22 protein-coding genes are annotated in these 25,742 nt (G+C 44.1%); 11 read left to right on the forward strand and 11 right to left on the reverse strand.

Going from position 1 to position 25,742, the window contains the following annotated elements; translation table 11 throughout:
• Positions 1–70: 70 nt before the first annotated feature.
• Positions 71–3,151: a type IX secretion system periplasmic lipoprotein PorW/SprE gene (gene porW / locus AB4Z08_RS29730; RefSeq protein WP_441577426.1), complete on the reverse strand. Its 3,081-nt coding sequence runs from the start codon at positions 3,149–3,151 to the stop codon at positions 71–73.
• A gap of 266 nt (positions 3,152–3,417) precedes the next feature.
• Here porW and AB4Z08_RS29735 point away from each other — a divergent pair, with 266 nt between their 5' ends.
• The 5 genes from AB4Z08_RS29735 to AB4Z08_RS29755 all read left to right on the forward strand — a co-directional run bounded on the left by AB4Z08_RS29735 (position 3,418) and on the right by AB4Z08_RS29755 (position 5,576).
• Complete coding sequence (locus AB4Z08_RS29735; protein ID WP_441577427.1) at positions 3,418–3,822, forward strand: hypothetical protein; 405 nt, start codon at positions 3,418–3,420, stop codon at positions 3,820–3,822.
• Between the two features lie 133 nt (positions 3,823–3,955).
• Complete coding sequence (locus tag AB4Z08_RS29740; RefSeq protein ID WP_441577428.1) at positions 3,956–4,378, forward strand: bactofilin family protein; 423 nt, start codon at positions 3,956–3,958, stop codon at positions 4,376–4,378.
• Complete coding sequence (locus AB4Z08_RS29745) at positions 4,347–4,571, forward strand: AtpZ/AtpI family protein (protein ID WP_441577429.1); 225 nt, start codon at positions 4,347–4,349, stop codon at positions 4,569–4,571. The genes AB4Z08_RS29740 and AB4Z08_RS29745 overlap by 32 nt, the downstream gene beginning before the upstream one ends.
• Positions 4,564–4,950, forward strand: a complete 387-nt coding sequence (locus AB4Z08_RS29750) for a hypothetical protein (RefSeq protein WP_441577430.1) — start codon at positions 4,564–4,566, stop codon at positions 4,948–4,950. The genes AB4Z08_RS29745 and AB4Z08_RS29750 overlap by 8 nt, the downstream gene beginning before the upstream one ends.
• Positions 4,951–4,955: 5 nt before the next feature.
• The gene (locus tag AB4Z08_RS29755; RefSeq protein ID WP_441577431.1) at positions 4,956–5,576 is read left to right on the forward strand and encodes a SprT-like domain-containing protein; all 621 of its coding nucleotides are present in this window, start codon (positions 4,956–4,958) and stop codon (positions 5,574–5,576) included.
• Here AB4Z08_RS29755 and AB4Z08_RS29760 read toward each other — a convergent pair.
• The 3 genes from AB4Z08_RS29760 to AB4Z08_RS29770 form a co-directional block, all read right to left on the reverse strand.
• Positions 5,573–6,505 carry a M20/M25/M40 family metallo-hydrolase gene (locus AB4Z08_RS29760; protein ID WP_441577432.1) on the reverse strand — a complete coding sequence of 311 codons (933 nt, stop codon included), beginning with the start codon at positions 6,503–6,505 and terminating at the stop codon, positions 5,573–5,575. The two genes, AB4Z08_RS29755 and AB4Z08_RS29760, sit on opposite strands and share 4 nt — an antisense overlap.
• 83 nt (positions 6,506–6,588) lie before the next feature.
• The gene (gene yidC, locus AB4Z08_RS29765; protein WP_441577433.1) at positions 6,589–8,448 is read right to left on the reverse strand and encodes a membrane protein insertase YidC; all 1,860 of its coding nucleotides are present in this window, start codon (positions 8,446–8,448) and stop codon (positions 6,589–6,591) included.
• Positions 8,449–8,695: 247 nt separating this feature from the next.
• Entirely contained in the window at positions 8,696–10,342 is a 1,647-nt protein-coding gene (locus AB4Z08_RS29770) for a CTP synthase (protein ID WP_441577434.1), read from the reverse strand.
• Between the two features lie 335 nt (positions 10,343–10,677).
• On the opposite strand from AB4Z08_RS29770, the gene AB4Z08_RS29775 reads away from it, so the two are divergent.
• Entirely contained in the window at positions 10,678–11,202 is a 525-nt protein-coding gene (locus AB4Z08_RS29775; protein ID WP_441577435.1) for an acyl-CoA thioesterase, read from the forward strand.
• Between the two features lie 33 nt (positions 11,203–11,235).
• Here the strand turns inward: AB4Z08_RS29775 and AB4Z08_RS29780 are convergent, their stop codons facing one another.
• Positions 11,236–11,892 carry an HD domain-containing protein gene (locus AB4Z08_RS29780; RefSeq protein ID WP_441577436.1) on the reverse strand — a complete coding sequence of 219 codons (657 nt, stop codon included), beginning with the start codon at positions 11,890–11,892 and terminating at the stop codon, positions 11,236–11,238.
• Between the two features lie 79 nt (positions 11,893–11,971).
• Between AB4Z08_RS29780 and AB4Z08_RS29785 the strand changes: the two genes are divergently transcribed.
• Positions 11,972–12,313, forward strand: a complete 342-nt coding sequence (locus tag AB4Z08_RS29785) for a DUF488 domain-containing protein (protein ID WP_441577437.1) — start codon at positions 11,972–11,974, stop codon at positions 12,311–12,313.
• On the opposite strand, the gene AB4Z08_RS29790 is transcribed toward AB4Z08_RS29785, so the two are convergent.
• The 3 genes from AB4Z08_RS29790 to AB4Z08_RS29800 are packed head-to-tail and all read right to left on the reverse strand — an operon-like array spanning position 12,314 to position 15,824.
• A complete protein-coding gene (locus AB4Z08_RS29790) occupies positions 12,314–12,907 on the reverse strand; it encodes a precorrin-2 dehydrogenase/sirohydrochlorin ferrochelatase family protein (RefSeq protein ID WP_441577438.1) in 594 nt (197 codons plus the stop codon).
• Complete coding sequence (gene cobA / locus AB4Z08_RS29795) at positions 12,907–13,683, reverse strand: uroporphyrinogen-III C-methyltransferase (protein ID WP_441577439.1); 777 nt, start codon at positions 13,681–13,683, stop codon at positions 12,907–12,909. The genes AB4Z08_RS29790 and cobA overlap by 1 nt, the downstream gene beginning before the upstream one ends.
• A 29-nt stretch (positions 13,684–13,712) precedes the next feature.
• The gene (locus tag AB4Z08_RS29800; protein ID WP_441577440.1) at positions 13,713–15,824 is read right to left on the reverse strand and encodes a nitrite reductase; all 2,112 of its coding nucleotides are present in this window, start codon (positions 15,822–15,824) and stop codon (positions 13,713–13,715) included.
• Positions 15,825–16,433: 609 nt separating this feature from the next.
• On the opposite strand from AB4Z08_RS29800, the gene hxpB reads away from it, so the two are divergent.
• Positions 16,434–17,093, forward strand: coding sequence for a hexitol phosphatase HxpB (hxpB, locus tag AB4Z08_RS29805; RefSeq protein WP_441577441.1), 660 nt, complete (start codon positions 16,434–16,436; stop codon positions 17,091–17,093).
• A gap of 86 nt (positions 17,094–17,179) precedes the next feature.
• Complete coding sequence (locus AB4Z08_RS29810) at positions 17,180–17,944, forward strand: cyclase family protein (RefSeq protein ID WP_441577442.1); 765 nt, start codon at positions 17,180–17,182, stop codon at positions 17,942–17,944.
• A 174-nt stretch (positions 17,945–18,118) separates the two neighbouring features.
• Here the strand turns inward: AB4Z08_RS29810 and rpsA are convergent, their stop codons facing one another.
• A complete protein-coding gene (gene rpsA, locus AB4Z08_RS29815; protein WP_441577443.1) occupies positions 18,119–20,020 on the reverse strand; it encodes a 30S ribosomal protein S1 in 1,902 nt (633 codons plus the stop codon).
• A gap of 356 nt (positions 20,021–20,376) precedes the next feature.
• Here rpsA and AB4Z08_RS29820 point away from each other — a divergent pair, with 356 nt between their 5' ends.
• Together AB4Z08_RS29820 and AB4Z08_RS29825 are read left to right on the forward strand one after the other, a co-directional pair.
• Positions 20,377–21,255 (forward strand): rhomboid family intramembrane serine protease, encoded by an 879-nt coding sequence (locus tag AB4Z08_RS29820; protein ID WP_441577444.1) that lies wholly within the window; start codon positions 20,377–20,379, stop codon positions 21,253–21,255.
• A 35-nt stretch (positions 21,256–21,290) separates the two neighbouring features.
• Positions 21,291–22,514, forward strand: a complete 1,224-nt coding sequence (locus AB4Z08_RS29825; protein ID WP_441577445.1) for a 4-hydroxy-3-methylbut-2-enyl diphosphate reductase — start codon at positions 21,291–21,293, stop codon at positions 22,512–22,514.
• A 255-nt stretch (positions 22,515–22,769) separates the two neighbouring features.
• On the opposite strand, the gene AB4Z08_RS29830 is transcribed toward AB4Z08_RS29825, so the two are convergent.
• Positions 22,770–23,534: a LytR/AlgR family response regulator transcription factor gene (locus AB4Z08_RS29830; RefSeq protein ID WP_441577446.1), complete on the reverse strand. Its 765-nt coding sequence runs from the start codon at positions 23,532–23,534 to the stop codon at positions 22,770–22,772.
• An 83-nt stretch (positions 23,535–23,617) separates the two neighbouring features.
• Positions 23,618–25,570 (reverse strand): tetratricopeptide repeat-containing sensor histidine kinase, encoded by a 1,953-nt coding sequence (locus AB4Z08_RS29835; RefSeq protein ID WP_441577447.1) that lies wholly within the window; start codon positions 25,568–25,570, stop codon positions 23,618–23,620.
• Positions 25,571–25,742: the final 172 nt, after the last annotated feature.

Raw genomic sequence — 25,742 nt, forward strand, 5'->3', positions numbered from 1 at the left:
GTTCAACTGCAATAAACAAGCCTGTTTATAAGCGTTTGACCGACAAAGCTATTTAAATTTCCAAAAATACTTACTGGGTCACATAAGTTTCTGTAAAAAACTTACGATACCCGGCCAGGTCTTTGGTACTATTCAGCAGGATAAAGTTATCTCTCGAAATAACGAAGAAATGGTATTCTGTAGGCCGGATCCGCGGAATGATGTTGGCAGGTGCAGCATCCCTGATTTCGTCAAAGTACTGCAGTGCCTTATCCTCATTGGGGAATATCCTGAAAATGAGCATCACATCATTGGGGGTCAGCACAAAGCTGCCGACTTCAATTTTATCCGAGGCATGCTTGGCCGAATTATAGCGGGTAAACTGATTCAGTCCTTCATCCATGAGTTCTTTTGACACCCGGTCAAAGGAAAGTACTACAAAGAATGGGTTATCAGCATTTATTTTATAAGGAGTTACCGGTTTTACGGGGGCAATAGGCACAATAGGTGCGGGCAATGGCGTTACCATACCTGCGGCTATTTTGGACGAATCGGCCCGCGTTTTGGCTACATTCAGTTTATCGGCCAGTACCGGCTGTGGATTTTGCCAGGGATAACGCATGGTGATATTTTCATCCAGCAGCTGTCCGTTGGCATCTTTCTTTCTTACCTCCAGTTTAGCCAGGTAGTCAGTGAGTTCTGCGCGATGATCCAATGCATCCATCAGGGCCTGGGCCTGTAAACGGATAGGCTCATCGGCAGCATATTTGGTCAATACGGCCTGTACTGCCTTACGTGACAGTTGCAGCGAGTCTGTTGCAAAAAGGGTATCCGTTTTAACAATCAGCATAGCTTCCAGCAAATCGAACTTGGGTTTAAGGAAACTAAAGCCGAAAGTGCTGTCGGCCCTTTGTTTCATAGCCATGGATCCTGCATAGTCGCCATTCCGGAAAGCAGTATAGGCAGAATCGTAAGCTGCGCTGATCTGTTTCTTTTTGGCAACATCTACATCGTTATTCAATCCACCGGAACGGATAATGTCTGCGAAGTTGGTATTACCATACTGGTTCAATACCATCGTTTTATACTGGTTAGCCTGTGCGGTATGATTCAGTTTACTATTCCATATATAAAGCGAATACAATACTTCCGGTTTGCGCGGATGATCCGGGAAAAGGAGCAGCAATGAGTCATAGGTTTCTATGGCCAGTGGGTAGTTCTCCAGTTTATCGTGATATAGTTTACCCAGATCAAACCAGGCATCTTTTACTGCTTTTTCGGAAGCGGTGAGTTTTTCCGGTGTCAGTGGCAAGCCGGCAGCCAGTAAGTCCACGCTTACACTATCCGGAGGCACACCCTTGGCGGCAGCGTTTTTACTTTCTTCTGCTATTTCAATAGGTGCGTTGCTGTTAGCTGCATTCACCACACCGTTCTGGCTACGGCGCCAGTTATCGCCGGGTTGGCGGCTACCCCATCTGCGTTTAAATTCTGAGTAGCCTGCAGATTTACTGCTGGCATTGTAAAAATACCAATCGCCTTTCTCTTCCTTAGGTCTATAAGCCCCACCGCCTGTCATACCCATCGCGTTCACATCGAGTGGATTAGCAGCAGAAAGTGCATCTTTCTTTTTCTTGTCGGCTGCTTCATTTTTGAGTGTAGCCGCCATTTTCGAGAGGAGTATGTTACGATCGGAAGGCGACATGGCAGCAATTTTCTGCAGACTGTCTTCCCGGTGAATGATATCCAGTTTAGCCACTACATCTGACAGTACTTCTTTGCGGACGTTTACAGTGGCCGCATCAATGAAGTCTTTGTTCATGGTGCCGGCGGTGCTGTCGTAATATTTTTTAGCGTCCGGATAATTACGCAGATCGTAGTAAATATCTGCCATCCCTTTATAGGTGATGGTACGTTGCATGAGGTTATCACTGGGTACTTTCAGTGATTGCTTCATGTAGCCGATGGCTGCATCCGGATCTTTGGGATATACCAGGGTACCCATGGTATAGTAAATACCATCACGGAACCTGGAGAAGCGTTGCTTTCTCAGCATATGATGAAGGCCGGCAATGCTTTTTGCGATATCGCCGGTTGTTTCTGCATTTGTTTTAGCGATTTGCAACCTGGCCTGGAAGTCCATCATCGGATCGGGTTTCATGCCAATCACATTACGGAACTGCTCCAGGGCGGAATCCGGGCGGTGCTGCTGTACATAGAGCTGACCGAGGATATAGGACATCCTGGCCCTGGCTACCCGGTCGTGGCTTTTATCTATGGCCAGTTGCAGGGGCTCTATGGTTTCGGGATATCTTTTCTGTATATAATTGCTATAGGCGCGTACTTCCGCCAGGCCACCATCGAGGCGGTGCGGGAAATGCGGGTCGTTATTGAGTAAGTTAAGGAGGGCCTGTACCTCGTCGTATTCCTTTTGTTCGAGGAGGGTTCTGGCTCGCCAAAGGAAAGCGTCGTTACGGGCTTTCACATGTTTAAAGCGACCAAAGAAACCTTTTCTTTTTTCGTTGGTGGCAATAGAGATCTGATCATTTTCACGGGCACCCACTACGGTTTTATATTCCGATTTCTGTTTGGGGGCGAAAGTGATATTGATATACTGGAATGTTTTATTGGCGTTTTCGAGGTCCCCTTCATAGAAATAGGCGCGTCCCATAAGCAGGAAGCAGTCATCGATCCATTTGCCGCGGGGGTCATGGAGCTGAATACCCATGGAGGTTTTGTCTATTACAGAGTCAAGTTCTCCTTTGCTGAATCCCTGGCTTTGCAAACTGTAAGGATAGAAAGGCAGCAGCATATTATAGTTATCCTGGCCATCGCGGTTAGCGGTTCTTACTACCCTGTCGAGTTTCTGTTTGGCATGAAAATAATAGTTGAAGCGCGTGGCCATGTTCTGGAAAAACTTTCGTTTCCAGTTCCATTTCTTTTTTTCCAGCATTACTTCGGAGGGGGGGCGCCGGTCCTGTACACGAGGCTCCTTAGGTTTAAAAAGGGGCTTGGCAACAGGTCTGTGTTGCTGATTATCGGGGGCCTGGCTTTGGGAATTTGTTTGCTGCGGCTGCTTTTGAGGCTTGTTCTGTGCCCAGACCGCCGGTAAACCCAGGCAAAACGACAATATAAAAAATCCCAGATATTTAAGTAGCAGTTTGATGCAATTCATGGATGCCAGGGTGTATAGGCTAAATATATATAACTTACAGTTTGAAAAAATATTTTAAAGATAGGATAAAATAGTTGATTCACTGCTCGTCCCGCAGAAGTGTCTGCTACTTTTTTCTGGTGGCGGATATCTTTTAATCCGCTGGTTTTCAAATAAAAAATGTCATTTCTTTATAGAATCCTCAAAACACCCTTCCCTATTTTACAATAATGATTAACTTTAGCCCGCCTTAAAAGGAATAAATTTCTTTAAGTAGTACCACAAACATGGCCAAGAAGGGGAATAAAAACAACAGAAGAAGCCTGGAAAAACTCAGTCATAAGTACCGTTTGGTGATTATGAATGACGATACCTATGAAGAAGTAACATCGTTCAAACTCTCCCGGATGAGCGTGTATATTGCTTTCAGCACCCTGTTTGTATTACTGGTAGCTATTACGGTAGCCACCGTGGTATTTACGCCTTTACGCTATTATATACCCGGTTATGGAGATTTGAAACAACGTAAGGAATTTATCCATCTCAAAATGCGGGCGGACTCATTAGAAACAGCCATTAATGCCCGCGACCAGTATCTGAAGAATATTAAACAGGTGATCAACGGAGAATTTACCGGAAAACTCGATACCACCATGTTAAAAGTGCCAGCTGTAGATAACAGTACTTACTAATTTTCTATTATTTAAATATTTAAGTGATCAATGTTGACGTGAATGCGGCGTGAAATATCTAAATACATAAAGACCAAAATATTTACATATTTTATTTATATTACATCACTAAACTTGAAAAACCTGACTCCCTATGTTTAACAACAATCAGAAATCGAAAGGTGACAACAAATCCATGTTGCCTACATCCACTGTTAACATTATTGGCAATGGCACGACTATCCAGGGTGATATTGTGTGTGAAGGCGACATCAGAATTGATGGCCAGGTAAATGGACTGGTATCTACCAAAGCGAAGATAGTGGTAGGTCCTGAGGGTGATATTGTTGGCGACCTGGTATGCCAGAGCGCAGATATCCTGGGGAAAGTAACCGGTATTATCAAGGTAGAAGAGCTGTTGTTCCTGAAAGGCAATGCGTTGGTAAAAGGCGATGTTTACACTGCTCATTTTGAAATGGAGCCTTCTGCTAAGTTCAATGGCCGTTGCTACATGGACGATCAGCAGCCGGCAGATAATCAGAAACATGGAAAATCCGTCCTCCAGGAAGCCGAATAATCGTAATCCTTTATTACGCTACGCCGGGTTGGCCTTTCAAATGATGGCCACCTTAGGTTTGGGTGTGTTTGCAGGTTATAAACTAGACCAGCGGATCGGCTGGCGGTTCCCTGTATCCCTTATCATTTTTTCTTTAATTGCATTAGCCATACTTTTGTGGCAAATTATAAAAGACACCCGACGGCATGAGTGATAGATTTTTTATACGGTTATTCGCAGTTTTTGGAATTCTTAACGGACTCATTATTATATTCAAAGCACAGTTACTGGGCCTTGGCACACATACAAATGTGCTGATGACGGGCAACGTGCTCATGGCAATTATATCCCTGGTGTCTTATCTGATGGGCCGCCAGGGACTCGCTTCCTCCAATCATCATGCATTTATCCGGGCTGTTTACGGCTCTACCCTTGCAAAACTCTTCCTTTGTGTAATAGGTGTTGTTGTCTATGTGCTTATTTATAAGCCCAATGTCAGCAAGCTGACTATTTTCATGCTGTTGTTCCTGTACCTGGTGTATACTGTATTTGAAACACTCAGTCTTTTCCGGCTGACAAGGCTAAAAAAATAATCTATTTGAAAAAAGAGGCGCCCCTGAATGCTTTAGCGTCCTACTTACCCGAAGGCACCTTCGGCCAGGTAATGGATTTTCTAACCACCTACAAGGTACATCTGACCGTTACCCGTGAACGGTCCAGTATACTTGGCGACTACCGTCACCCTGATGGACAGGGTAAAGGACACAGGATCAGCATCAATGGTTCCCTGAATAAGTATGCCTTTCTGCTTACGCTGCTGCATGAAATTGCACACCTGACCACCTTTAACAAATATGCCAACCGCGTGGCATCACATGGAAGAGAATGGAAACAGGAGTTCACTTTTATATTGCATGGATTTGTAGGTAAAAGCCTGCTGCCACCAGATGTGGAAATGGCTGTGCGTCAAAGCATGACGAATCCGGCTGCCAGCTCCTGTGCAGATGAAAACCTGATGCGGGTGCTGAAGAAGTATGATCTGGAGAAAGAAAATCACTTTTTTATAGAGCAGGTGCCTCTAAATGGTATGTTTAAAACCAAAGACGGGCGTGTATTCCGGCGGGGAGAAAAAATAAGAAAACGCTACCGCTGTGAAGAGGTAGCGTCTCACCGATGGTATCTTTTTAGTCCCGTATATGAGGTGGAACTCGTTGCCTAGCCCTTCTCCCCTACATAATGTAATACCGGGAAAGCCATCGCACGATCAATCAGCTGTATTTCCAACTGCAGAATGCTGGCTTCTGAGGCAGCCTGTAACTTAGGTGCATCATCTGTAGGCTTGTGATAATCATCGTGTCCGCCGGTATGGAAAAACATTACGGGAACACCATTCACATAAAAGTTATGATGATCAGAAGCGCCTTTGCCGGCAGCATCTGTAAAGAATTTAATGCCTGGTTGCTGTACATCCTTGAAAACAGCCGGCCATTCTTCTGCGCTGCCATAACCTCCTATACCAATACCTCTTTCCGGATTATAGCGGCCGATCATATCCATATTGAGCATAAAATGCGTCTTGTCTAATGGCATCAACGGATGGGCAGTATAATGCTTAGAACCCTGTAAGCCCAGTTCTTCTCCTCCAAATGCTATAAAAAGAAAATTAAATGGCTCCTTCCCTTTATTTTTCACGTAATGACGCGCCAGTTCCAGCAAACCCGCTACACCGGAAGCATTATCGTCTGCCCCGTTATGGATGGCTCCTATCGGGTACTTTCCATCAAATAAAGCAGCTGTACCCAGATGATCGTAGTGCGCACCAATGATAATCGTGCGTGCGGCACCGTTATCCAGGAAACCAATGACATTGCGGCTCGGAATATCCTTATGCGCTTTTTTATCGAAGGTAAAATCCTGGAAATAGCTACTGCCATTTACGGTTTGCAGGCCCAGTTTCTTAAACTGTTTTGCCACATAGCGGCTGGCCTTCATGCCTCCTTTTTCTGCGGTCCCCCTGCCTTTCAGCTTATCGGAAGCCAGATAATTAACGATGCCCTGAATCCGGGCGGCATCAGGAATGGTATCCTGTGCGAGTGCGCCCGTGTAGATGCCCGCGGCGCACATAAATAATAACCAACTCTTCTTCATATCCGTTCAAAAATAGAGAAGGCTTCCTTAATGGGAAGCCTTCTGCTAAAAATTATGTTTGAATTGTTCAGATTGTATTAATCCTACTTTTTCTTTGGCTGTTGTTGCATTCCCTGCTGGCGCTTCTGCACTTCTTCCAGTTTCTCCTGCCATTTGGATTTGCTCTTCGGTTTCTTCTTGTTTTCCTGGATCTGTGCGTGGATTTTATCATGGTTAATGATAAACTTCTGAATAACAAACTGCAACAGGATACTGATCACGTTGGACAGGAAGTAGTAGAAGGTTAATGCCGCAGCAAGACGGTTGAAGATACCCAATAACATGATAGGCATTACATATGGCATGTACTTCATTACCGGGTTGCTTTGATCGGTCATTCCACGGTTGTAGAACGCCAGGATCAAGCTGGTAATGGTCATGAGGATGGTGAACAAACTCACGTGACCACCATAGAAAGGAATGTCGAACGGCAGGTTCAGGATAGAGTCGTAGGTAGACAAATCCTTCGCCCACAGGAAGCTTTCCTGACGCAGCTCAATGGAAGACGGGAAGAAGCTGTACATCGCTACCAGGATAGGCAGCTGCAGTAACGCTGGTAAACATCCTCCTAACGGGTTTACACCGGCGCTCTTAAACAATTTCATCTGCTCTACACCAAAGCCTTGCTGATCATCACCAAATTTAGCTTTCAGTTCATCAATTTCTGGTTTCAGCACTTTCATTTTAGCCTGAGATACATAACTCTGGTAAGTGAAAGGCGCTATCAGCAAGCGGATGAAGAGGGTGAGCAGGATAATGATGATACCATAGTTACCTATAAATCCGCTGAGGAAGTTAAACACCGGGATAATAATAAAGATGTTTACATACTTCACGAAAGCGAAGATACCAGTACCCAGCGGGATGATTTTCTGTAACCCAATATCAAATGATTTCAGCGTTTTATAATGGTTGGGACCATAATAAATCTCTATTGGGAAAGAGAAGTCATTTGCGCGGTTATACGGAATCTGTATGGTGCTAAATGTCTGACCTACGATATTAGGGCTTTCAGGTACTTTGGTATTTACATCCGCGTTATTGAAAAGCGCTCCTTTAGCGATCAGGGTAGTATTAAAGAACTGCTGTTTTACGCTCACCCATTTGATTTTGTGATCCAGCTTTTCGTGGCTGGTACGGTTCAGGGTGAAGTAATCATGTTTGTCATTTTCCAGCATATAGTGCACCTGGTTGTTCAGGCGCTCGTTCTGCATATCATGTTCCTGTTTTTCGTCCTGGCTGTTCCATTGCAGGGTCAGATAGTTCTGATTGCCCGGGAGCAGTCCCTGCATACCTACTGCATGGATGGTATAGTCTACCACATAGCTGCCAGGTTTGAGGGCATAAATAAATTCCAGGTATGCAGCAGGGTTGCTGGTATTGAGGCGGTAAGCGATAGACTTTACGCCACCTGCCAGCTCCTGAGGTTGTCCGGCGGTAAAGAACAGATCAGCACTATTCAGTACTTTGGTTAAACTGGCTGGCACTTCAACAGATAAACGATCGAATGAGCTTTGCAGCAGCATTAATGGAGCACCATCATACGTTTTGTATTGTTTCAGTTGTACACTTGCTGGTTGTCCTCCTTTATTGGAAAAGGTGATTTTCACCACATCATTTTCCAATACGGTGTTTTGCACATTGCCGGTGGCGGCAGCGGCAAAAGTACCAAACTCTCCACTCAACAGTGCCTGATGAGCTGAGTCCAGCTGACCACCATTCGCAACAGCAGCAAGACTTGCTGTATCTGCAACCGGAGTAGTTTTAGGCTTGTTAAGTTCTGCTATGGAATCTTGCCTGGCTTTTTCCCTTGCGGCTCCTGCCTGTTGTTTCTGGTTGAAGAATATATATCCTACCAACAAAACGCCCAACAGTAAAAACCCAATGACCGAATTTCTATCCATGAAATGCAATTAAAATTTAGGCAGCAAAGGTAAGCATGATTTTATGAATTGACCATGCTTTTTAGGTGAAACCCCTGTTAATTGCGGTTAAAATAATAAATAAGTAAAGGAAATGTGTATATAATTGAGGATCAGGGCGAGTTTAGCCTTTGGCTGCTGGCTTTTAGCTTTTAGTAAAAATGCAGCGAAGGACATACTATGATCCTCGCTGCATTTTTACTAAAAGCTAACTGCTAAAAGCTAAAAGCTATTTCACTATCGATTCTTCCAGTTTCGCTTTACCATTCTTGCTTTCAGCGTATTGCTTGGCAGCTTTGATAAAGGATACAAATACCGGCGCAGGGCTTTCCACGGTACTTTTCAGTTCCGGATGGAATTGAACACCTACGAAGAACGGATGTGATGGCAGCTCTATAATTTCAACGAGGCCACTTTCCGGGTTTTTACCGGAGAGTACCAATCCGGCTTCTTCAAAATCTTTGAGGAAGTCGTTATTAAATTCATAGCGGTGACGATGTCTTTCGCTGATGGTGGTTTTGCCGTAAATTTCTTCTGCTTTGGTGCCAGGAGTAAGTTCGCAGCTATAAGCGCCTAAACGCATGGTACCACCTTTAGCAGTTACTTTCTTCTGCTCTTCCATCAGGTTGATTACCGGGTGAGCAGTATCAGGATTCATTTCTACGGAATGTGCATCTTTCCAGCCGAGTACATTACGTGCGTATTCCACCACACTCATCTGCATACCCAAACAGATACCGAAGAAAGGCAGCTGATTTTCGCGGGCATACTGAATAGCTACTATTTTACCTTCAATACCACGGTGACCGAAGCCCGGAGCTACCAGGAGCCCATCAAGGTTTTTCAGTTTTTCGCATACATTTTCAGGTGTCAGGTGCTCAGAGTGAATGTTTTGTACAATTACCTTGCATTCGTTCAGGGAACCAGCGTGAATAAAGGATTCCAGGATGGATTTGTAGGCATCCTGTAATTCCACATATTTACCGATCAGACCGATGGTCACTTTGGATTTCGGATATTTCAGTTTATCCAGGAATTCGCGCCACTTAACGAGTTCAGGCTCTTTTTCTACAGGTAATCCCAGTCTTTTCAGCACGGAAACGTCCAGTTTCTCGCGCATCATTTCCAGGGGTACTTCGTAAATAGTAGGCACATCGTTGGCTTCAATCACCGCATCTACCTGTACATTACAGAAGAGGGCGATTTTCTTTTTCAGATCGCGGTACAGTGGTTCTTCTGTACGGCAAACGATGATATCCGGATGTACGCCATATTCGCTCAACAGGCGTACAGAGTGTTGCGTAGGTTTGGTTTTCAGCTCTTTAGCCGCACGCAGGTACGGAATGAGCGTGAGGTGTACTACCAGGCAATCTTCTTCTCCCAGTTCCCATTGCAACTGACGAACTGCCTCAATGTAAGGGAGTGATTCGATATCACCCACGGTACCACCGAGTTCAGTTATCACGATATCGAATTTACCATCTTTGCCCAACAGGAGAATACGGCGTTTGATTTCGTCCGTGATGTGAGGGATTACCTGCACGGTTTTACCGAGGTAGGCACCTTCTCTTTCTTTGTTGATAACAGTCTGATAAATACGGCCTGTAGTAACATTATTGGCCTGGGACGTAGGCGTATTCAGAAAACGCTCGTAGTGTCCAAGATCCAGATCGGTTTCTGCGCCATCCTCCGTTACATAACATTCACCATGTTCATAAGGGTTTAACGTACCCGGATCCACATTGATATATGGATCAAATTTCTGAATAGTCACTCTAAAGCCGCGTGCCTGCAATAATTTTGCAAGTGAAGCAGCTATAATTCCTTTACCCAAAGAAGATGTAACACCTCCTGTAACGAAGATATATTTTGCCATAAAAACTAAAATTCAGCTTAGAATACTTGACCTATAAACGGGGAAGTGCCGGACTGCATTTGGTGTAAAACCGATCAAGTAAACAACTTCCGAAGGTCATGCAAAGTTACACAAATTTGCTTCGCTCCCAAGTTTTTTACACAATCGCTTTATTTGTTTGTTAATTTTTGGGAGAATATGTTCAGCTCTCATCACTTATCTACAGGGCGTTTTAAAGAATTTTCAAGTACGGGAAATTATTTGTTAAAAACCTTTATCCGGCACGCTTACTTCCGGAAATGTCTACACAACTATAAATATATAAACAGTAAATTTGCGTCCGAAATACATAAAAGATGACTTTAACGCCAAAGAGAGCTCAAGACTCACTGATACAGATGACCGAACTGGTTTTACCGAATGATACCAATACCTTCGGTAACCTGATGGGGGGTCGTTTGATGTACTGGATGGACATTGCAGCCGCACTGGCCTGCATGAAACACTGCAGTGCGCCCGTAGTAACTGCTTCTGTAGATAATATTTCCTTCGAAAATCCCATTAAACTGGGTAATGTGGTACATATTGAATCTAAAGTAAGCCGCGCCTTTAAAACTTCTATGGAAGTACATATGAGAGTATGGGGAGAAGATCCGGTGCAGCAATACCGCTATAAATCCAACGAGGCTTTCATGACATTTGTAGCCCTGGATCCTAATGGCAATTCCAGACCGGTTCCTGGTATTATTACAGATACAGAAGAAGAAAAAAAATTATATGAAGGTGCATTGCGTCGCCGTCAGCTCAGACTGATCCTTGGTGGCAAAATGAAACCGGAAGATGCAGACGAATTAAAAGCGCTGTTTTTCGAAAAGATCTAGTTTTGTTAGGGATCGCCAAAGGCGATCCCTTTCTTACATTTCCCCCTCCCACTCTTTATAAAACCGCTCCAGGAATAATTCCATAAAAGCATGTCTTTCTGCTGCCAGCTCTTTACCGGTAGTTGTATTCATCCGGTCTTTCAACAGCAATAACTTTTCATAAAAATGTGTAATGGTGGGCGCCGTACTATTTTTATATTCTTCTTTCGTCATCTGTAGATTAGGCTGTATCGCCGGATCGTAAATCAACCGGTTCTTAAACCCACCGTAATTAAATGCCCTGGCAATACCCATGGCACCAATAGCATCCAGTCTGTCGGCGTCCTGCACCACCCCTAATTCTGTTGAATAAAATTTGACTTTCTGGTTGCCGCCTTTGAAAGATATATGACGGATAATATTTTCTACATGTGTGATGATATCCGCCGGCACCGCCAATGTTTGGAGGAATGCCACTGCTTTTGCTGGTCCTATACTTTCGTCTCCGTTATGAAATTTTGAATCGGCGATATCATGTAGCAGCGCACCAAGTTCCACTACCAATGGATCTACCTTTTCTTTTGTGGCAATATGCCTGGCTTGTTGCCATACCCGATAAATATGCCACCAATCGTGGCCTCCTTCTGCCCCTGCTAATTCCTTCTTCACAAAATCTACGGTTGCTGTAATTATTTCCTGTTGATTACTCATAAGTACAATGATATCCAATTTCCGGGATTTCATAAAAGCAAAAAAAAACAATATTATTACCTGACTTGTTAAATGAAGTATGCTACAGATTAAGCGCATTTATGAAGATTATGCAGATACAGATGGCTACCGCATCCTGGTAGACCGGTTATGGCCCAGGGGTATATCTAAGGAGCGGGCGCATGTAGATGAATGGGCAAAAGAAATAGCGCCCAGCAACGAACTTCGCAAATGGTTTCACCATGACCCAGCGGAGTTTGCTGAATTTAAAACAAGATATTTACATGAATTACAGGAGAAAAAAGAATTGTTGGCCGCTATTAAAAAGAGAGCGCAACATCAGCGGGTAACACTGTTATACGGGGCTAAAGACGAAACAAACAACCAGGCACAGGTACTGCTGGAATTGCTTAAAAAATAATTATACACCTTCACTTTCGGGCTTTACCAGTACATCCGTAATACTGTTCAGCTTTCTTACCTTACTGGCAAAATCGCCGCTTAGTTTATCACGGATCTGTGATAATTTGTTCAGCACTTCATCCAGTGTATCCGGAATCGCTTCCTGTAATACCTGTTTGAGGCGTTTGGCGATGGTAGGTGATTTACCATTGGTAGAAATGGCAATCTTGAGGTTTCCTTTTTTTACGATAGAGCCCAGGTAAAAATCACAGAGTTCAGGGGTATCGGCCACATTGATCAGCACTTTGCTGCCTTTAGCTTTTTCCCATACATGATAATTAAAGGCTTTGTCGTTAGTAGCAGCTATTACCAGGTCTTTCCCCAGCAAGTCACCACAGGAAAACGATTTTTGAATCAGGGTAATATTGGGATACTGGTGCGTAATTGCTTCCAGTTCAGGCAAAAAATCCAATGACACAACTGTAATGGTTGCCTGGGGGCAATTTTCCAGCATGGCATTGGCTTTTTCCAGTCCGATATTACCACCGCCTACAACGAGTACATGCAGACGGTGCAATTTGAAAAACACCGGGAATAACTGATTTTCTTCCATTATACGGCAATTTTAAGTTCCTCTGAAACCTTGCTCTTTAAGGCCTGGAAGGCTTCGTGGAAACTTACCACTTCACCGATTACCAGTACCGCAGGGTTATGCAGATCATGCGTAGCGGCTATTTCCAGGAGATCTTCCACATTTCCCACACCCATTTTCTGGGTGGGTAAAGTGCCATTCTGAATAATAGCAGCGGGGGTATGCCCCTTTCCTGCTGCGCTGTAGATCTGTGCAATTTCCGACAGTTTGCTCATCCCCATCAGGACAATGACGGTAGTATTGGCCCTGATAGCGTGATCCAGGTCACGGGATAAATTTCCGTTTTGTGTGTTACCGGTAATTACCCAGAAACCTTCACTTACATTGCGTGCTGTTACCGGAATTTTGTTAACACCAGGTACAGAGATCGCGCTGGAAATACCAGGTATTACTTCTGCAGTAATCCCAAACTGCTGAGCAAAGGCAATTTCCTCCTGGCCGCGACCGAATACAAAGGAGTCGCCTCCTTTCAGGCGTACCACGCTACCATAAGTTAGTGCATATTTTACAATCATCCTGTTTATTTCATCCTGTGAGTAAACGTGCATGCCTGCGCGTTTACCTACAAAGCGACGAAGACAGTTAGCCGGCGCATGGTCCAGCAATTCGTTGCTGGACAATGCGTCATAAAGGATTACCCGGGCGTTCTGAATGGCCTTTAACCCCTTAACAGTGATCAATTCCGGATCCCCTGGGCCTGCACCTATCAATGTGAGTTTGGGTTGTATATTTTGCATGAGTTGGTCTTGTTTTGATGAATGAATAATTACGCCTGTACCAGTTCGCTGGTTTTCTGACGGTACACCTGTGCTGCGTTGTAAAAAGATTGCGCCTGTTCGAAATAGGTTTTCGCAAAACTTTCTGTAGCCTCGTTGCTGTTGATTTGCAGTACTGTAGTTTTGAAATCGGATTCAAAGCTGAATTTACCGGTAGTTACAAAGTGTTTATCGAAATCGTTGATGATACCAATTTGTGTATTACCACTTACCGCTTCACCCAGCAACAGGGCTTTTGCTCCCTGCACGAAAGAAGAGTAAGCGTGATAGATACCATCTGAATAAGCACCTTTGATGATAGCAACGCTGCTCAGTTCCAGTTTTTCTTCTGCTTCCAGCAGCAGTGTAGCTACCAGGTCAATGATCACACCAGCGCACTCCCCTACACCAATAGCCGTAGCATAATCCTGTGCCTGACCCCAATCCACGAAATCGCCGGCAGTAACAGCGCTGAGGTCTGCCAATGGTTTCAGCAGTTCATAAAAATATTTTTCTCCCTGGCGATCGTAATATTCATTAAACAATTCATTTTCCAGTCCATTGATTTCGTAGTCGTGCAACAGGCTGCGTAATACGTCCGGACCACGGCGGCTGGGCACTTTGATCACTTTATCTGCCACACGGCCTACGCCATCGCCTACGATACCACCACCCAGGAGTACCTGCAGGGCTGGTAATACTTTACCGGCGGCTTTCATGGAACTGCCATGGAAACCAATGCTGGCAATACCGTGCTGACCGCAGGAGTTCATACAACCGCTGATCTTTATTTTGATGTCTTTATTATATACCAGGTCCGGGAATTCATCAGTAATTACGTTTTCCAATACTTTGGCAATACCCGTGCTGCTGGAAATACCCAGGTTGCAGGTGTCGGTGCCGGGGCAGGCAGTAATGTCTGCGATACTGTCGAACCCAGGTTCTGCAAAGCCTGCATCTTCCAGTACGCTGAAAACGTAAGGCAGATTTGCCGGCTGAATAAATTTCAGCAATAATCCCTGGTTGGCAGTTACCCTTACATCGTCTGCAATTACCGGGCGGAGGGCTTCTATCAGCTTGCGGCTGATAGCGGATCCGATATTACCCAGCGTAATTTTCACGTACGCACCATAGTAACCTTTTTGTTTTTGTTCAAAGGTGTTGGTGGCTTTCCACGCTTCGTATTTTTTAGGATCTTTTATGCTGTAAGCAGGTACAGGAACGGGTGCCGGAGGAGTAGTAGCTACCCATGCATCGGCATCTACCGGTACACTTTTTACCTTTACTGCTTTATATTCTTCTTTAATGAGACGTTCAAATTCTTCCATTCCTATCTTCTGGATGAGGAATTTCATGCGGGCTTTATTCCTGCTGGTTCTTTCCCCGTAGCGATCAAATACGCGCAGTACATTCTCGATATAAGGAATGAGCAGATCTGTTTCGAGGAACTCGTATACGGTTTTAGCGAGGAAGGGTTGTGCGCCCAAACCGCCGCCTACCAATACTTTGAAGCCACGTACTTCTTTGCCGTCTATAATTTTAATTTTAGGAATCATGCCGAAATCGTGCATAAACGACCAGGCAGTATCTTTTTCAGAGGAAGAAAAAGATATCTTGATTTTACGTCCCATTTCCTGACTTACCGGGTTGCGGAGGAAGTAGCGGAAAGTAGCATCTGCGTAAGGCGTTACATCAAATGGTTCTTCCGGATCAATACCGGCGCGGTCTGAAGCGGTTACGTTACGTACGGTATTACCACAGGCTTCGCGGATGGTGATATCATCCAGCTCCAGTTTAGACCACATTTCGGGTGTTCTTTCCAGGCTTACGTAGTGAATCTGCACATCCTGGCGGGTGGTCAGGTGAAGATTACTGGTAGCATATTCATCAGAAATTTCAGTGATACGGTTCCATTGCTGCAAGGTCATTTTACCGTATGGTAATTTGATGCGCACCATTTGCACACCAGGCTGACGCTGACCATACACACCTCTTGCCAAACGGAGGCTACGGAATTTTTCATCCGAAATGGCGCCTTCGCGGAACAGGCGAATCTTCTTCTCCAGGTCTATAATATCTTGTTCTACTATCGGATTTTCTAGTTCTGTTCTGAAGCTTTGCATAAAATGTATTTTCAGGTGGTGGTAAAAGCAATTTTTGTTCTTCTGGTTGGGGATGTTGGTCGTTTTCCCTTAAAATCAAAGGCCCCCGGATATTTGCGGAGGCCTCGTATAATGATGATTTACAGTAAGCTGATCACTGGTATTCTTTATTACACGCGCCTCGCAGGTGTTGTATTACAACAACTATTACTGCGACACATTTTCAATTCATTACCCATATTCCCTATAATTTTAGTAGAGTAATACAAAGATAGAAATGCAGGCCATCTTTCCAAAACTTTTTTAGGAATATAATAAGGCCCCCAAAAGGGGGAAATTGGCGGGTGGTGCGGTACCGCGTGAAAAAATTGACGGGAACAGGCTACTGCAAAGGGATTAGCAAGCGCGGGATGGTAAAAAGGTGCAGTGGGGTGATAACCAAATTTTATCCGGTATAACTTTTTGTTATAGGAGATCAGGATAAGGAGCGCTATTTCGGGCGGGCGGAGCCTGATTTCTTCCCTTTCGGGTGTTGGCCGGCCAGGGGAGAAATGCAAATTGGAGCACCTTACTTACTGCCATCTCCCCGCATAACTTCTTATCTTTGCCGCGCATAAAAGATGGATGTATATGATAGATACGGTAATATTTGATATGGATGGCCTGCTGATAGACTCTGAACCGCTGTGGGGTATTGCTTTACGGGAAGTATTTGCCACGGTGGGTGTTCAGCTTTCTCCTGAGCTGACGCATTTAACCACCGGCCTGCGGACCAAAGAAGTGGTGAGTTACTGGCATAACTATTATAAGTGGGAAGGAAAAGGTGCAGAACAGGTAGTGAATGAAATTATAGACAGTGTAATTGCGAAGATCATCGCGGAAGGTGCGGCTATGGAAGGTTTGCATTATATCCTTCAGTATTTTAAGGAGAAGGAATTCAAAATAGGGCTGGCTTCCTCTTCGCCCCTGCGCCTGATCAATGCGGTACTGGAACATTTGCAGATCAAAGACGCTTTCCAGGCAGTGTATTCAGCAGAATTTGAAGACTATGGCAAACCGCATCCGGCAGTATACCTGGCCTGTGCCAAAGCGCTGGGCAGCGATCCACTGGATTGCATTGCTTTTGAAGATTCAGTGACCGGTATGATAGCGGCCAAGGCAGCACGTATGACTACGGTGGTGGTGCCTGAAGCTCATAACAGAAAGGATCCGCGCTATGCGCTGGCTAACTTGCAGCTCGACAGTCTTCTTGAATTTAATGATGCACGGTTAGCATTGTTGATGAAATAGACAATAAAATAGTTTTTGGAAGATGGTATTTTGTTGATCATCTTTATGAGATAAAAACCACCACATACCATCTTCCAATTAACATCATGAAAATAGTAGACCTATCTAAAACCATCTCCTACAACAAGCAGGATCCCTGGTTTATGCGGATCAAAATAAAGCACAAAACGCATAAACAAAGTAAGGGGTTGATCCGCTTTTTTATTGGACTGCCTGCTAAGCTTTTCCCCAAAGGATTTGAAGGCTGGGCGGATGATAAAATTCTCAGCATGGGCGTACATGCTGCCACTCATATAGATGCTCCCTGGCATTACGGGCCAACCGTTAATGGCGAACCGGCAAAAACAATTGATGAGATACCACTTGAATGGTGTTATGGTCCCGGCGTAGTGCTGAACATGACTCATAAGGCCGATCTGGAGGAAATAACGGTAGCGGATATACGTGCGGATCTCGAAAAAAGCGGCGCGGTGATTTCACCGGGTACGATTGTGTTGATTTATACTGGTCGTGATAAATATATTGGCACCCGGGAGTACCCGATGCGTGGCACAGGTATGAGTGCTGCAGCCACACACTGGCTCATTGACCAGGGTGTAAAAGTGATGGGAATTGATCAATGGGGCTTTGATCTGCCGCTGAAATACATGGCGGAGCAGGCGAAGGCGCAGAAAAAGGATGATTACTTCTGGCAGGCACACCTGGTGGGCCAGCAGAAGGAGTATTGTCATATGGAGCAGTTGGTAAACCTGGGAGCGTTGCCTGCTTCCGGATTTAAGGTGAGTGTGTTTCCGTTGAAGATAAAAGGCGCCAGTGCCGCACCGGCACGGGTAGTCGCGATTTTTGAATAATGCTGCGAATGTTGTCTTTCCCAGGATTACACTGATTTTGATGATTTTATTTTTTTTATTTTAAAAGATAAAATCGAAAGAATCATCAAAATCAGTATAATCCTGTTCCAGGACAAAAAAAATCCCGCTCTGATTTTACTCAGAGCGGGATTTATTATTTAATGAAACCGGATCTTATTGCGCGCTTTTTTCTTCGCCGCCTTCAGATTGTTTCAGTTTTTCTCTCAGTTCAGCTAAAGCACCCAGATCACCTAAAGTAGCTTTTTCTACTTTACCCTGGATGTTTTTCACTGCTTTACGGGTTTTGTCCGCTTCGTCTCTCTTCTCTTTCACTACAGCCTGTTTTTCTTCAGCCTGTGCTTTTTCCCAAACTCTGGTATGAGAAACCAGGATACGTTTTTCGCTGCGATCGAATTCGATAATCATGAATTCTTTCACGTCTTCAACGTTAATTGGTTTTTCATCTTCAGTTCTCAGGTGGCGAGCAGGAGCGTAAGCTTCCAGACCGTACTGCAGTTGAACAGTAGCACCCTTGTCATCTTTCTTCACAACAGTACCTTCGTGTACAGAGTTGATTGGGAAGATGGTTTCGAAAGTGTTCCATGGATCTTCTTCGATCTGTTTGTGACCGAGGCTCAGTTTACGGTTGTCTTTATCAATACCCAGGATTACTACATCTATTTCGCTACCTACTTTAGTGTATTCGGATGGGTGATTGAAACGTTTGATCCAGCTCAGGTCAGAGATGTGAATCATACCACCGATACCGGTTTCCAGTTCAACGAATACGCCATAAGGAGTGATGTTTTTCACGATTCCTTTGTGACGGCTTTCAACAGGGAATTTAGTTTCGATAGTAGACCATGGATCTTCTGTCAGTTGCTTGATAGACAGGCTCATTTTGCGCTCGTCTTTGCTCAGGGTAACTACCACTGCTTCGTATTCTTCTCCTAATTTGAAGAATTCTTTAGCGTTGATAGGAGTAGAAGCCCAGGAGATTTCAGAAACGTGAACCAGACCTTCAACACCTGGCATGATTTCCAGGAATGCACCGTAATCTTCGATGTTTACAACTTTACCTTTTACTTTAGCACCTTCGGTGATAGTAGCTGGTAAAGTATCCCATGGATGCGGAGTCAGTTGTTTGTAGCCCAGGCTTATGCGACGTTTTTCGTCATCGAAGTCAAGCACAACAACGTTGATTTTCTGATCCATCTGCAGTACTTCGCTCGGATGGGAGATACGGCCCCAGCTGATATCTGTGATATACAGTAAGCCGTCCAGACCACCCAGGTCGATGAATGCACCGAAGTCGGTGATATTTTTGATAGTACCTTCCAGCACCTGGCCTTTCTCCAGTTTGCTGATGATATCCACTCTCTGTTGTTCGATATCGCTTTCGATGAGCGCTTTGTGGGAAACAACGGCGTTGCGGATGGTTTCGTTTACTTTCACCACCTTGAACTCCATAGTTTTGCCTACAAACTGGTCGTAATCGGTAACTGGTTTCACATCGATCTGTGAACCTGGTAAGAATGTTTCCATACCATACACGTCTACGATCAAGCCGCCTTTGGTTTTGCTGGTAACGGTACCAGTAACCACTTCGCCTGTTTTGTAAACTTCCACGATTTTTTCCCATGCACGTTTCTGGCGAGCCTGTTTACGGCTCAGGTGCAGGTTACCATCGCGGTCTTCTTTTTCTACTACCAGCACTTCCACTTCATCACCGATCTTCAGACCTGGTAAATCACGGAATTCATTCAGAGAAATCAAACCATCAGATTTGAAACCGATGTTGATAACTACGTCTGTGTTGGTTAAACCTACAACAGTACCTGTCAGCAGACTGTTTTCTTCAAACACTTTGAAAGTGCTGTCGTAAGTCAGGTCGTACTTTTCTTTTTCTTCTTTGCTGTAAGAAGAAACGTTACGTTTGTCAACGCTCCAGTCGAAATCGTCATGTGCGGTTTCAACTACAGCTACAGGAGCCTTTGGTGTCGCTGTTTCAACCGCAACTGCTTGCGGAGCCTGTTGTTCAGCGTTTTGTTCGTTAGGAATGATGTTTTCGCTCATAAAAAATTTAAAATTTAATCCGGAATACCCGGACTCCCTGTTTTATGGGACGGCAAAAATACGAAAAAATACCTGTTTATCCACATTTTTATTGAAGAAAAACGCTATCCGCTGTCGTATTGGGCGCAGTTTTCAGATATTTTTTAAATGTATTATTAATATTTATACTACAATAAAAAATTAAACTGCGTAATCAGGCATTTTTTTTGACGTAAAAGCAACCAGAAGACAGATTTATTGTTGATATACGAGGAAGGGCGAGCTGTCATTTATTTGCAGTAAACCGGCTTATTTTTCCTTCATTCAAAATGTTAATTACTATTATTTAATCCCGGATTTTATTTTAATTTGTGTATATGAACGGGACCTCTTTTCAATCGGACATTCGCTATTGGCTCAGGCAAGGTAATACAGTGAACTATTTGTTATTCTGGAACATTGTTGTTTTTCTGGGGATCAATATTCTACGTCTTATTGCTTTTCTGACCAAACAACCCGCTCCTTATATATGGACATTTGATCAGCTGGCCATGCATGTGCCGCTGAGTGCCTTTATATTAAAGCCATGGGGGCTGATCACCTATATGTTTACACACGAGGAAATTTTTCACGTGTTGTTTAATATGATCAATCTTTACTGGTTCGGTAATCTTTTCCGTGATTTTCTGGGTAATAAGCGGGTACTCCCCTTATACCTGCTGGGCGGTATTGCCGGCGGCCTGTTGTACCTGCTAAGCAGTGCCTTGTTTCCCGCTTATATGGGTAGTACGATGGTGGGAGCTTCAGCAGCGATCATGTGTATCCTGGTGGCCGCGGCCACGCTGATGCCTAACTATGAAATAGGGCTGATGTTCCTCGGCAGCGTAAAACTGAAATGGCTGGCACTGGCACTGGTGGTACTGGGTTTGATTTCTATCCCTAATGGTAACATAGGAGGACTGATTTCACATATGGGCGGCTCCCTGTTGGGTTTCTTCTATGTCCGCATTTTACAGGCCGGTACTGATATCTGCCGACCGCTGATATGGCTGTTTGATGCCAATACCAGACGGGAAAGCCGACAGATGACCCGTAAATTCAAACCTAAGAAATCACCGCTGAAAGTAGTGAAGAAAACGGACGACAACAGCCAGTCCAGGCTGGATCAGCTATTGGATAAAATCAACGAAAAAGGCTATCAAAGCCTCAGTGCAGAAGAAAAAGCCTGGTTAGACAAAGTGAGCAAAGAAAACTGATTAACTTTGTCCTTCAATTTTCCGCCATTTAACACATGAAAACATTTAATGTTCCCGTCATATATCGCAGTCCGCTGATCAGCGCCATAAAAAACCAGCGCAAGCAGGAGGACCGCATGAAGAAGGATTTCACTCCCACTGAACTTAATTTTGGGCCACTCCGCATTTTACTGGCCCGCCATTTTGGATTTTGTTATGGTGTGGAAAACGCCATCGAAATTGCCTTTAAAACAGTAGATGAGAATCCAGGCAAACGTATTTTTCTCCTCAGTGAAATGATCCACAACCCGCATGTAAACAATGATTTACTGGATCGGGGTGTACAATTTATCATGGATACTTCCGGTAATCAACTGGTGCCATGGGAAAGCCTGGAGCCCAATGATATTGTGATCATCCCTGCATTTGGCACTACCCTGGAAACAGAACGTCAGCTGGCATCACTGGGTATTGAACCACTGAAATATAATACCACCTGCCCTTTTGTGGAACGTGTGTGGAACAAGGCAGAACAAATCGGAAAGAAAAACTATACAGTGATTGTTCATGGCAAACCTAAGCATGAAGAAACCAGGGCTACCTTTTCTCATAGTCAGGCAGGTACACCTACTGTAGTGGTAAAAGATATAAAAGAAGCGGCCCTGCTGGCGGAATTCATTACCGGGCAAAAAAAACCGGATGAGTTTTATGACCTGTTTAAAGGTCAGTATTCGCCTGGCTTTGACGCTGCTACTGACCTTCAACGCGTAGGCGTAGTTAACCAGACTACCATGCTGGCTACAGAAACGCAGGCCATCGCTGATTACATACGACAGGTGATGATCACTACTTTCCAGCTTACGGAAGTAACTGTGGGCGAAAGATTTGCTGATACCCGGGATACACTTTGTTATGCTACCAATGATAACCAGACTGCCGTTACGGGTATGCTGCTGCAACCTGCCGATCTGGCCATTGTAGTGGGTGGTTACAACAGCTCTAACACTTCACACCTCGTGGAACTATGTGAAGAAAAGCTGCCCACCTATTTTATCTCATCTCCCGAACATATGCTTTCTGAGAACGCCATTAATCACTGGGATTTTCATCATAAAAAGGAAATTAACAGTGATAGCTTTTTACCACAAAAAGAACAGGTGACCATTCTGCTGACCAGTGGCGCTTCCTGTCCGGACGCCCTCGTTGAAGGAGTCATCCGCCGGTTGCTGTCATTTTATCAGCTGGAACATAAAGCAGATGAATTGGCTACAGTAGAATAATATAGATTATATGTAACTATTTATCTAAGATTAAGATATAACAAAAAAGACACCAGGAAGGTGTCTTTTTTCTTTGGGGCTAATCACGCTAGTAATGCAGAGTATAAAATCTTTATATCGCGTTAATATTGAAATCGTAATTCAAAAGTAGTTTATCTCCAATATGCCTGCAATAGCCATTTATTATATGGTAGGTTATTAACTATAACTGGCATAAAAACGAATAAAATCGGAATTGACTTTCTAAAATATTACTCAGAACTGCATAGCTTTCTTTAAAAAGTCGGCTTTACGTCTCCTGGAAACCTCCACCTGTGTACCATCGCTCATCAGGGCAAAACCGCCTTCTCCCTGTATATAAGACTGCATCTGCTGCATGTTTATCAGGTGAGAATTATGTACCCGGAAGAAATCTACATCCGACAACAGTTCTTCAAATTCTTTCAGTGGCCGGGATACCATGAGATTCTTTTTATCGGTAAAAAAAATGCGGGTATAGTTACCGGTAGATTCGCAACGGACAATGTTTTGCACTGGCATAAAGACAAGCCCATTGATGGTAGGCAACGCAATTTTTTTATGTGTTTGTTGCAGTGTTTTCATGTTTTGTAAAAACACTTCCATTGGAGATACACCTGAATCTTTTACGCGATTCACTTTTTTCTCCCGGCATTTATCCAGGGCATCCTGCAATTCCTTTACACTGAAGGGTTTCAGCAGATAGTCCAATGCATTGAATTTAATGGCCTTCAATGCATACTGTTCATATGCTGTAGTAAAGATAACATCGAAGAAAACCTTCTCAAATAATTTCAGCAGCTCAAAACCGTTCTGATAGGGCATTTCCACGTCCAGAAATACCAGGTCCGGCTGCAGTTCATCTATCTGTTCTTTCGCCTCGCGCACACTTTTCGCTGAACCTATCACATTTACACCAGGACATTTTTTATGTAACATCGTTTGCAGGGCATCAATGCAATGTTGCTCATCATCAACAATGATAGCTTTGATTTCGCTCATACAAGTAGCTTTTAGCTATTAGCTGTTTTATGGTTTAAGGATTAAATGTAATCATGAAGTGGTATCTGGCTAAAAGCCGATCATTAAAATATAAATTCGGCAGGCAACACAATCGTCACTTTAGTTCCTATCCCGTGCCCTGCTTCATCTTCCAGATCCGTCACTGTTACTTTTGCTTCTTTATTATTGATTTTGCGGATCAGATCTATTCTGCCTTCTGTTACTTTCATACCTACAGAAGTATGCATACGTCCCTTCCTGTCTTTTATTTCCATGGCCCTTTTGCGACCTATTCCATTGTCAGTAATGGTACATACCAGGCTTCGTTTCTTTAAAACGATGTCTATATCCAGTAATCCCTTTTCTTCCGGTAGTTTATGAACGAGTCCATGCCAGATAGCGTTTTCCACATATGGTTGTAAGATCATGGGAGGAATGAGTACTTCCTCGTCATTGATCTCCGGATCGATATTAAAGTGATACTCAAAAATGCCATTACATCGTAGCGATTCCAGGTCAAGGTACAACCTTAATGATTCCAGTTCCTTATTTAATGTAACAAAGGTATGCTGTGTATTATCGAGGATGAGACGCATGAGCCGGGAAAACTTGGTAAGGTAGTCTGATGCTTCTTCCTGATTATTACTCCAGATATAGCGGTGAATAGAGCTGAGGGAGTTAAAGATAAAATGGGGGTTCATCTGGGAGCGGAGTGACCTTAGTTCCAGCTGCAAGGTTTGTTTGTTAGCCTTCAGATTACGGTGACGGATATAGAAAAATCCGCCTACAATAGCCATCAGCAGGAAAGCAGCCAGGAAAAAGGTGATGACTACATTTCGCTTGGTACGCAGCTCTCCTACCACTTTATCATGTTCCAGGGTACGGATTTGGTTATCCTTCCTGTCTACCTCATAGATCGTTTGCATTTGTGTGAGAGCCATCGCTGATTTCTCATCGAGGATACTGTCTTTGTACAACAGTGATTTATCGGCTGCTGCCAGTGATTTTTCAAACTCCCCACTTTCTTTATAATCTGCTGCCAGGGCTTTATAAGCTTCCATCAGCATGGATTTGAAACCCCAGAAAGTGCTGATGTCAACAGATTGTTGCATGTATTTCCTGGCCTCGTCATGCTTTCCCTGTGCTCCGAGCAGTTTCCCTATACTGAGGTAGCTTTCTGCCACATGGACTTTATCATCTACTTTATCGTTTACCTCCAGGGCCTTTTCCAGGTATTCCATAGCTGCCGGATAGTCTTTCTTTTCTTTATAGGCGGCGCCAAGTGCATTGTAACAGATGGCCATACCTATTGGCCGGTCCATTTTCAGGTTAATAGCCAGGGAGCGTTTATGGTATTGAATGGCCAGGTCCACTTTATTCAGGCCCTGGTATGCAAAACCCAGGTTGCCGAGGTTAATGGCTATTCCCAGCTCATTATGACTTTTTTCTTCCAGCTCTAATGCGTGGTTAAAATGGGTAATGGCATCATCATACTTTTCGGTAGAGAGCTGAATATTACCGATGCTGTTAGTAGCTACGCAAATATTGCGGATATCATTGATTTTCTCGGCCAATACCAGCGCCCGGACGTGATAATCAAAAGCCTTCTGCAGCTTGTCCTGCCGCCGGCAGTCCACCCCGGCATTATTCAGGGAGAAAACGATGAGGAAAGTATCTTTTGCTTCTTCTGCCGCTTTGAGGGCTTTTTCATGAAAATCTTCTGCAATAATATACAGGGACTTATTCCTTTTGGCGGTACCGATTTCGTTATATGCCGAAGACATTCCTTTGGCGTATTTAAGGCGCTGCGACAAACTAAGCGCTTCCTGCAGGAAGGCATTTTCCACCTTATGTGAGTCAAAATAGCGGTTGTTGGCTGCTCCTTTTTTGAGCAGCAGGGATACTTTAGCGGTATCATTAGGGAGCGTACGAACAGAGTCCAGCAACTTGGAAATCCGCAGGGAATCCTGCGCCACCGTTCCTACGCTGGCTCCCAGGAGGAAGAGGAACAAAAAACATACACCTTTTATAGACATTGGCTGGTCTGTGTGACTACACAATTTAAAAAAGAATTACGAATAACGTGTAGTGATTTAAAGATATCCGTACAACTTGTCCACATTGGGGGTATCGATATTAATCATCTGACAATCAAAAGTTTTAAAAAAGCGAAAGGGCGAAAGAATTCGCCCCTTCTTCCTATTAACC

The organism is Chitinophaga sp. RAB17 (assembly GCF_052114225.1).
In the GTDB taxonomy this organism is placed as follows: domain Bacteria; phylum Bacteroidota; class Bacteroidia; order Chitinophagales; family Chitinophagaceae; genus Chitinophaga.

What these genes read in the sequence shown, in the direction of transcription:
- porW (WP_441577426.1), bottom strand. Translation starts at nt 3,151, where the DNA reads ATGAATTGCATCAAACTGCTACTTAAATATCTGGGATTTTTTATATTG.
- AB4Z08_RS29735 (WP_441577427.1), top strand. Translation starts at nt 3,418, where the DNA reads ATGGCCAAGAAGGGGAATAAAAACAACAGAAGAAGCCTGGAAAAACTC.
- AB4Z08_RS29740 (WP_441577428.1), top strand. Translation starts at nt 3,956, where the DNA reads ATGTTTAACAACAATCAGAAATCGAAAGGTGACAACAAATCCATGTTG.
- AB4Z08_RS29745 (WP_441577429.1), top strand. Translation starts at nt 4,347, where the DNA reads ATGGAAAATCCGTCCTCCAGGAAGCCGAATAATCGTAATCCTTTATTA.
- AB4Z08_RS29750 (WP_441577430.1), top strand. Translation starts at nt 4,564, where the DNA reads ATGAGTGATAGATTTTTTATACGGTTATTCGCAGTTTTTGGAATTCTT.
- AB4Z08_RS29760 (WP_441577432.1), bottom strand. Translation starts at nt 6,505, where the DNA reads ATGAAGAAGAGTTGGTTATTATTTATGTGCGCCGCGGGCATCTACACG.
- yidC (WP_441577433.1), bottom strand. Translation starts at nt 8,448, where the DNA reads ATGGATAGAAATTCGGTCATTGGGTTTTTACTGTTGGGCGTTTTGTTG.
- AB4Z08_RS29770 (WP_441577434.1), bottom strand. Translation starts at nt 10,342, where the DNA reads ATGGCAAAATATATCTTCGTTACAGGAGGTGTTACATCTTCTTTGGGT.
- AB4Z08_RS29775 (WP_441577435.1), top strand. Translation starts at nt 10,678, where the DNA reads ATGACTTTAACGCCAAAGAGAGCTCAAGACTCACTGATACAGATGACC.
- AB4Z08_RS29780 (WP_441577436.1), bottom strand. Translation starts at nt 11,892, where the DNA reads ATGAGTAATCAACAGGAAATAATTACAGCAACCGTAGATTTTGTGAAG.
- AB4Z08_RS29785 (WP_441577437.1), top strand. Translation starts at nt 11,972, where the DNA reads ATGCTACAGATTAAGCGCATTTATGAAGATTATGCAGATACAGATGGC.
- AB4Z08_RS29790 (WP_441577438.1), bottom strand. Translation starts at nt 12,907, where the DNA reads ATGGAAGAAAATCAGTTATTCCCGGTGTTTTTCAAATTGCACCGTCTG.
- cobA (WP_441577439.1), bottom strand. Translation starts at nt 13,683, where the DNA reads ATGCAAAATATACAACCCAAACTCACATTGATAGGTGCAGGCCCAGGG.
- AB4Z08_RS29800 (WP_441577440.1), bottom strand. Translation starts at nt 15,824, where the DNA reads ATGCAAAGCTTCAGAACAGAACTAGAAAATCCGATAGTAGAACAAGAT.
- hxpB (WP_441577441.1), top strand. Translation starts at nt 16,434, where the DNA reads ATGATAGATACGGTAATATTTGATATGGATGGCCTGCTGATAGACTCT.
- AB4Z08_RS29810 (WP_441577442.1), top strand. Translation starts at nt 17,180, where the DNA reads ATGAAAATAGTAGACCTATCTAAAACCATCTCCTACAACAAGCAGGAT.
- rpsA (WP_441577443.1), bottom strand. Translation starts at nt 20,020, where the DNA reads ATGAGCGAAAACATCATTCCTAACGAACAAAACGCTGAACAACAGGCT.
- AB4Z08_RS29820 (WP_441577444.1), top strand. Translation starts at nt 20,377, where the DNA reads ATGAACGGGACCTCTTTTCAATCGGACATTCGCTATTGGCTCAGGCAA.
- AB4Z08_RS29825 (WP_441577445.1), top strand. Translation starts at nt 21,291, where the DNA reads ATGAAAACATTTAATGTTCCCGTCATATATCGCAGTCCGCTGATCAGC.
- AB4Z08_RS29830 (WP_441577446.1), bottom strand. Translation starts at nt 23,534, where the DNA reads ATGAGCGAAATCAAAGCTATCATTGTTGATGATGAGCAACATTGCATT.
- AB4Z08_RS29835 (WP_441577447.1), bottom strand. Translation starts at nt 25,570, where the DNA reads ATGTCTATAAAAGGTGTATGTTTTTTGTTCCTCTTCCTCCTGGGAGCC.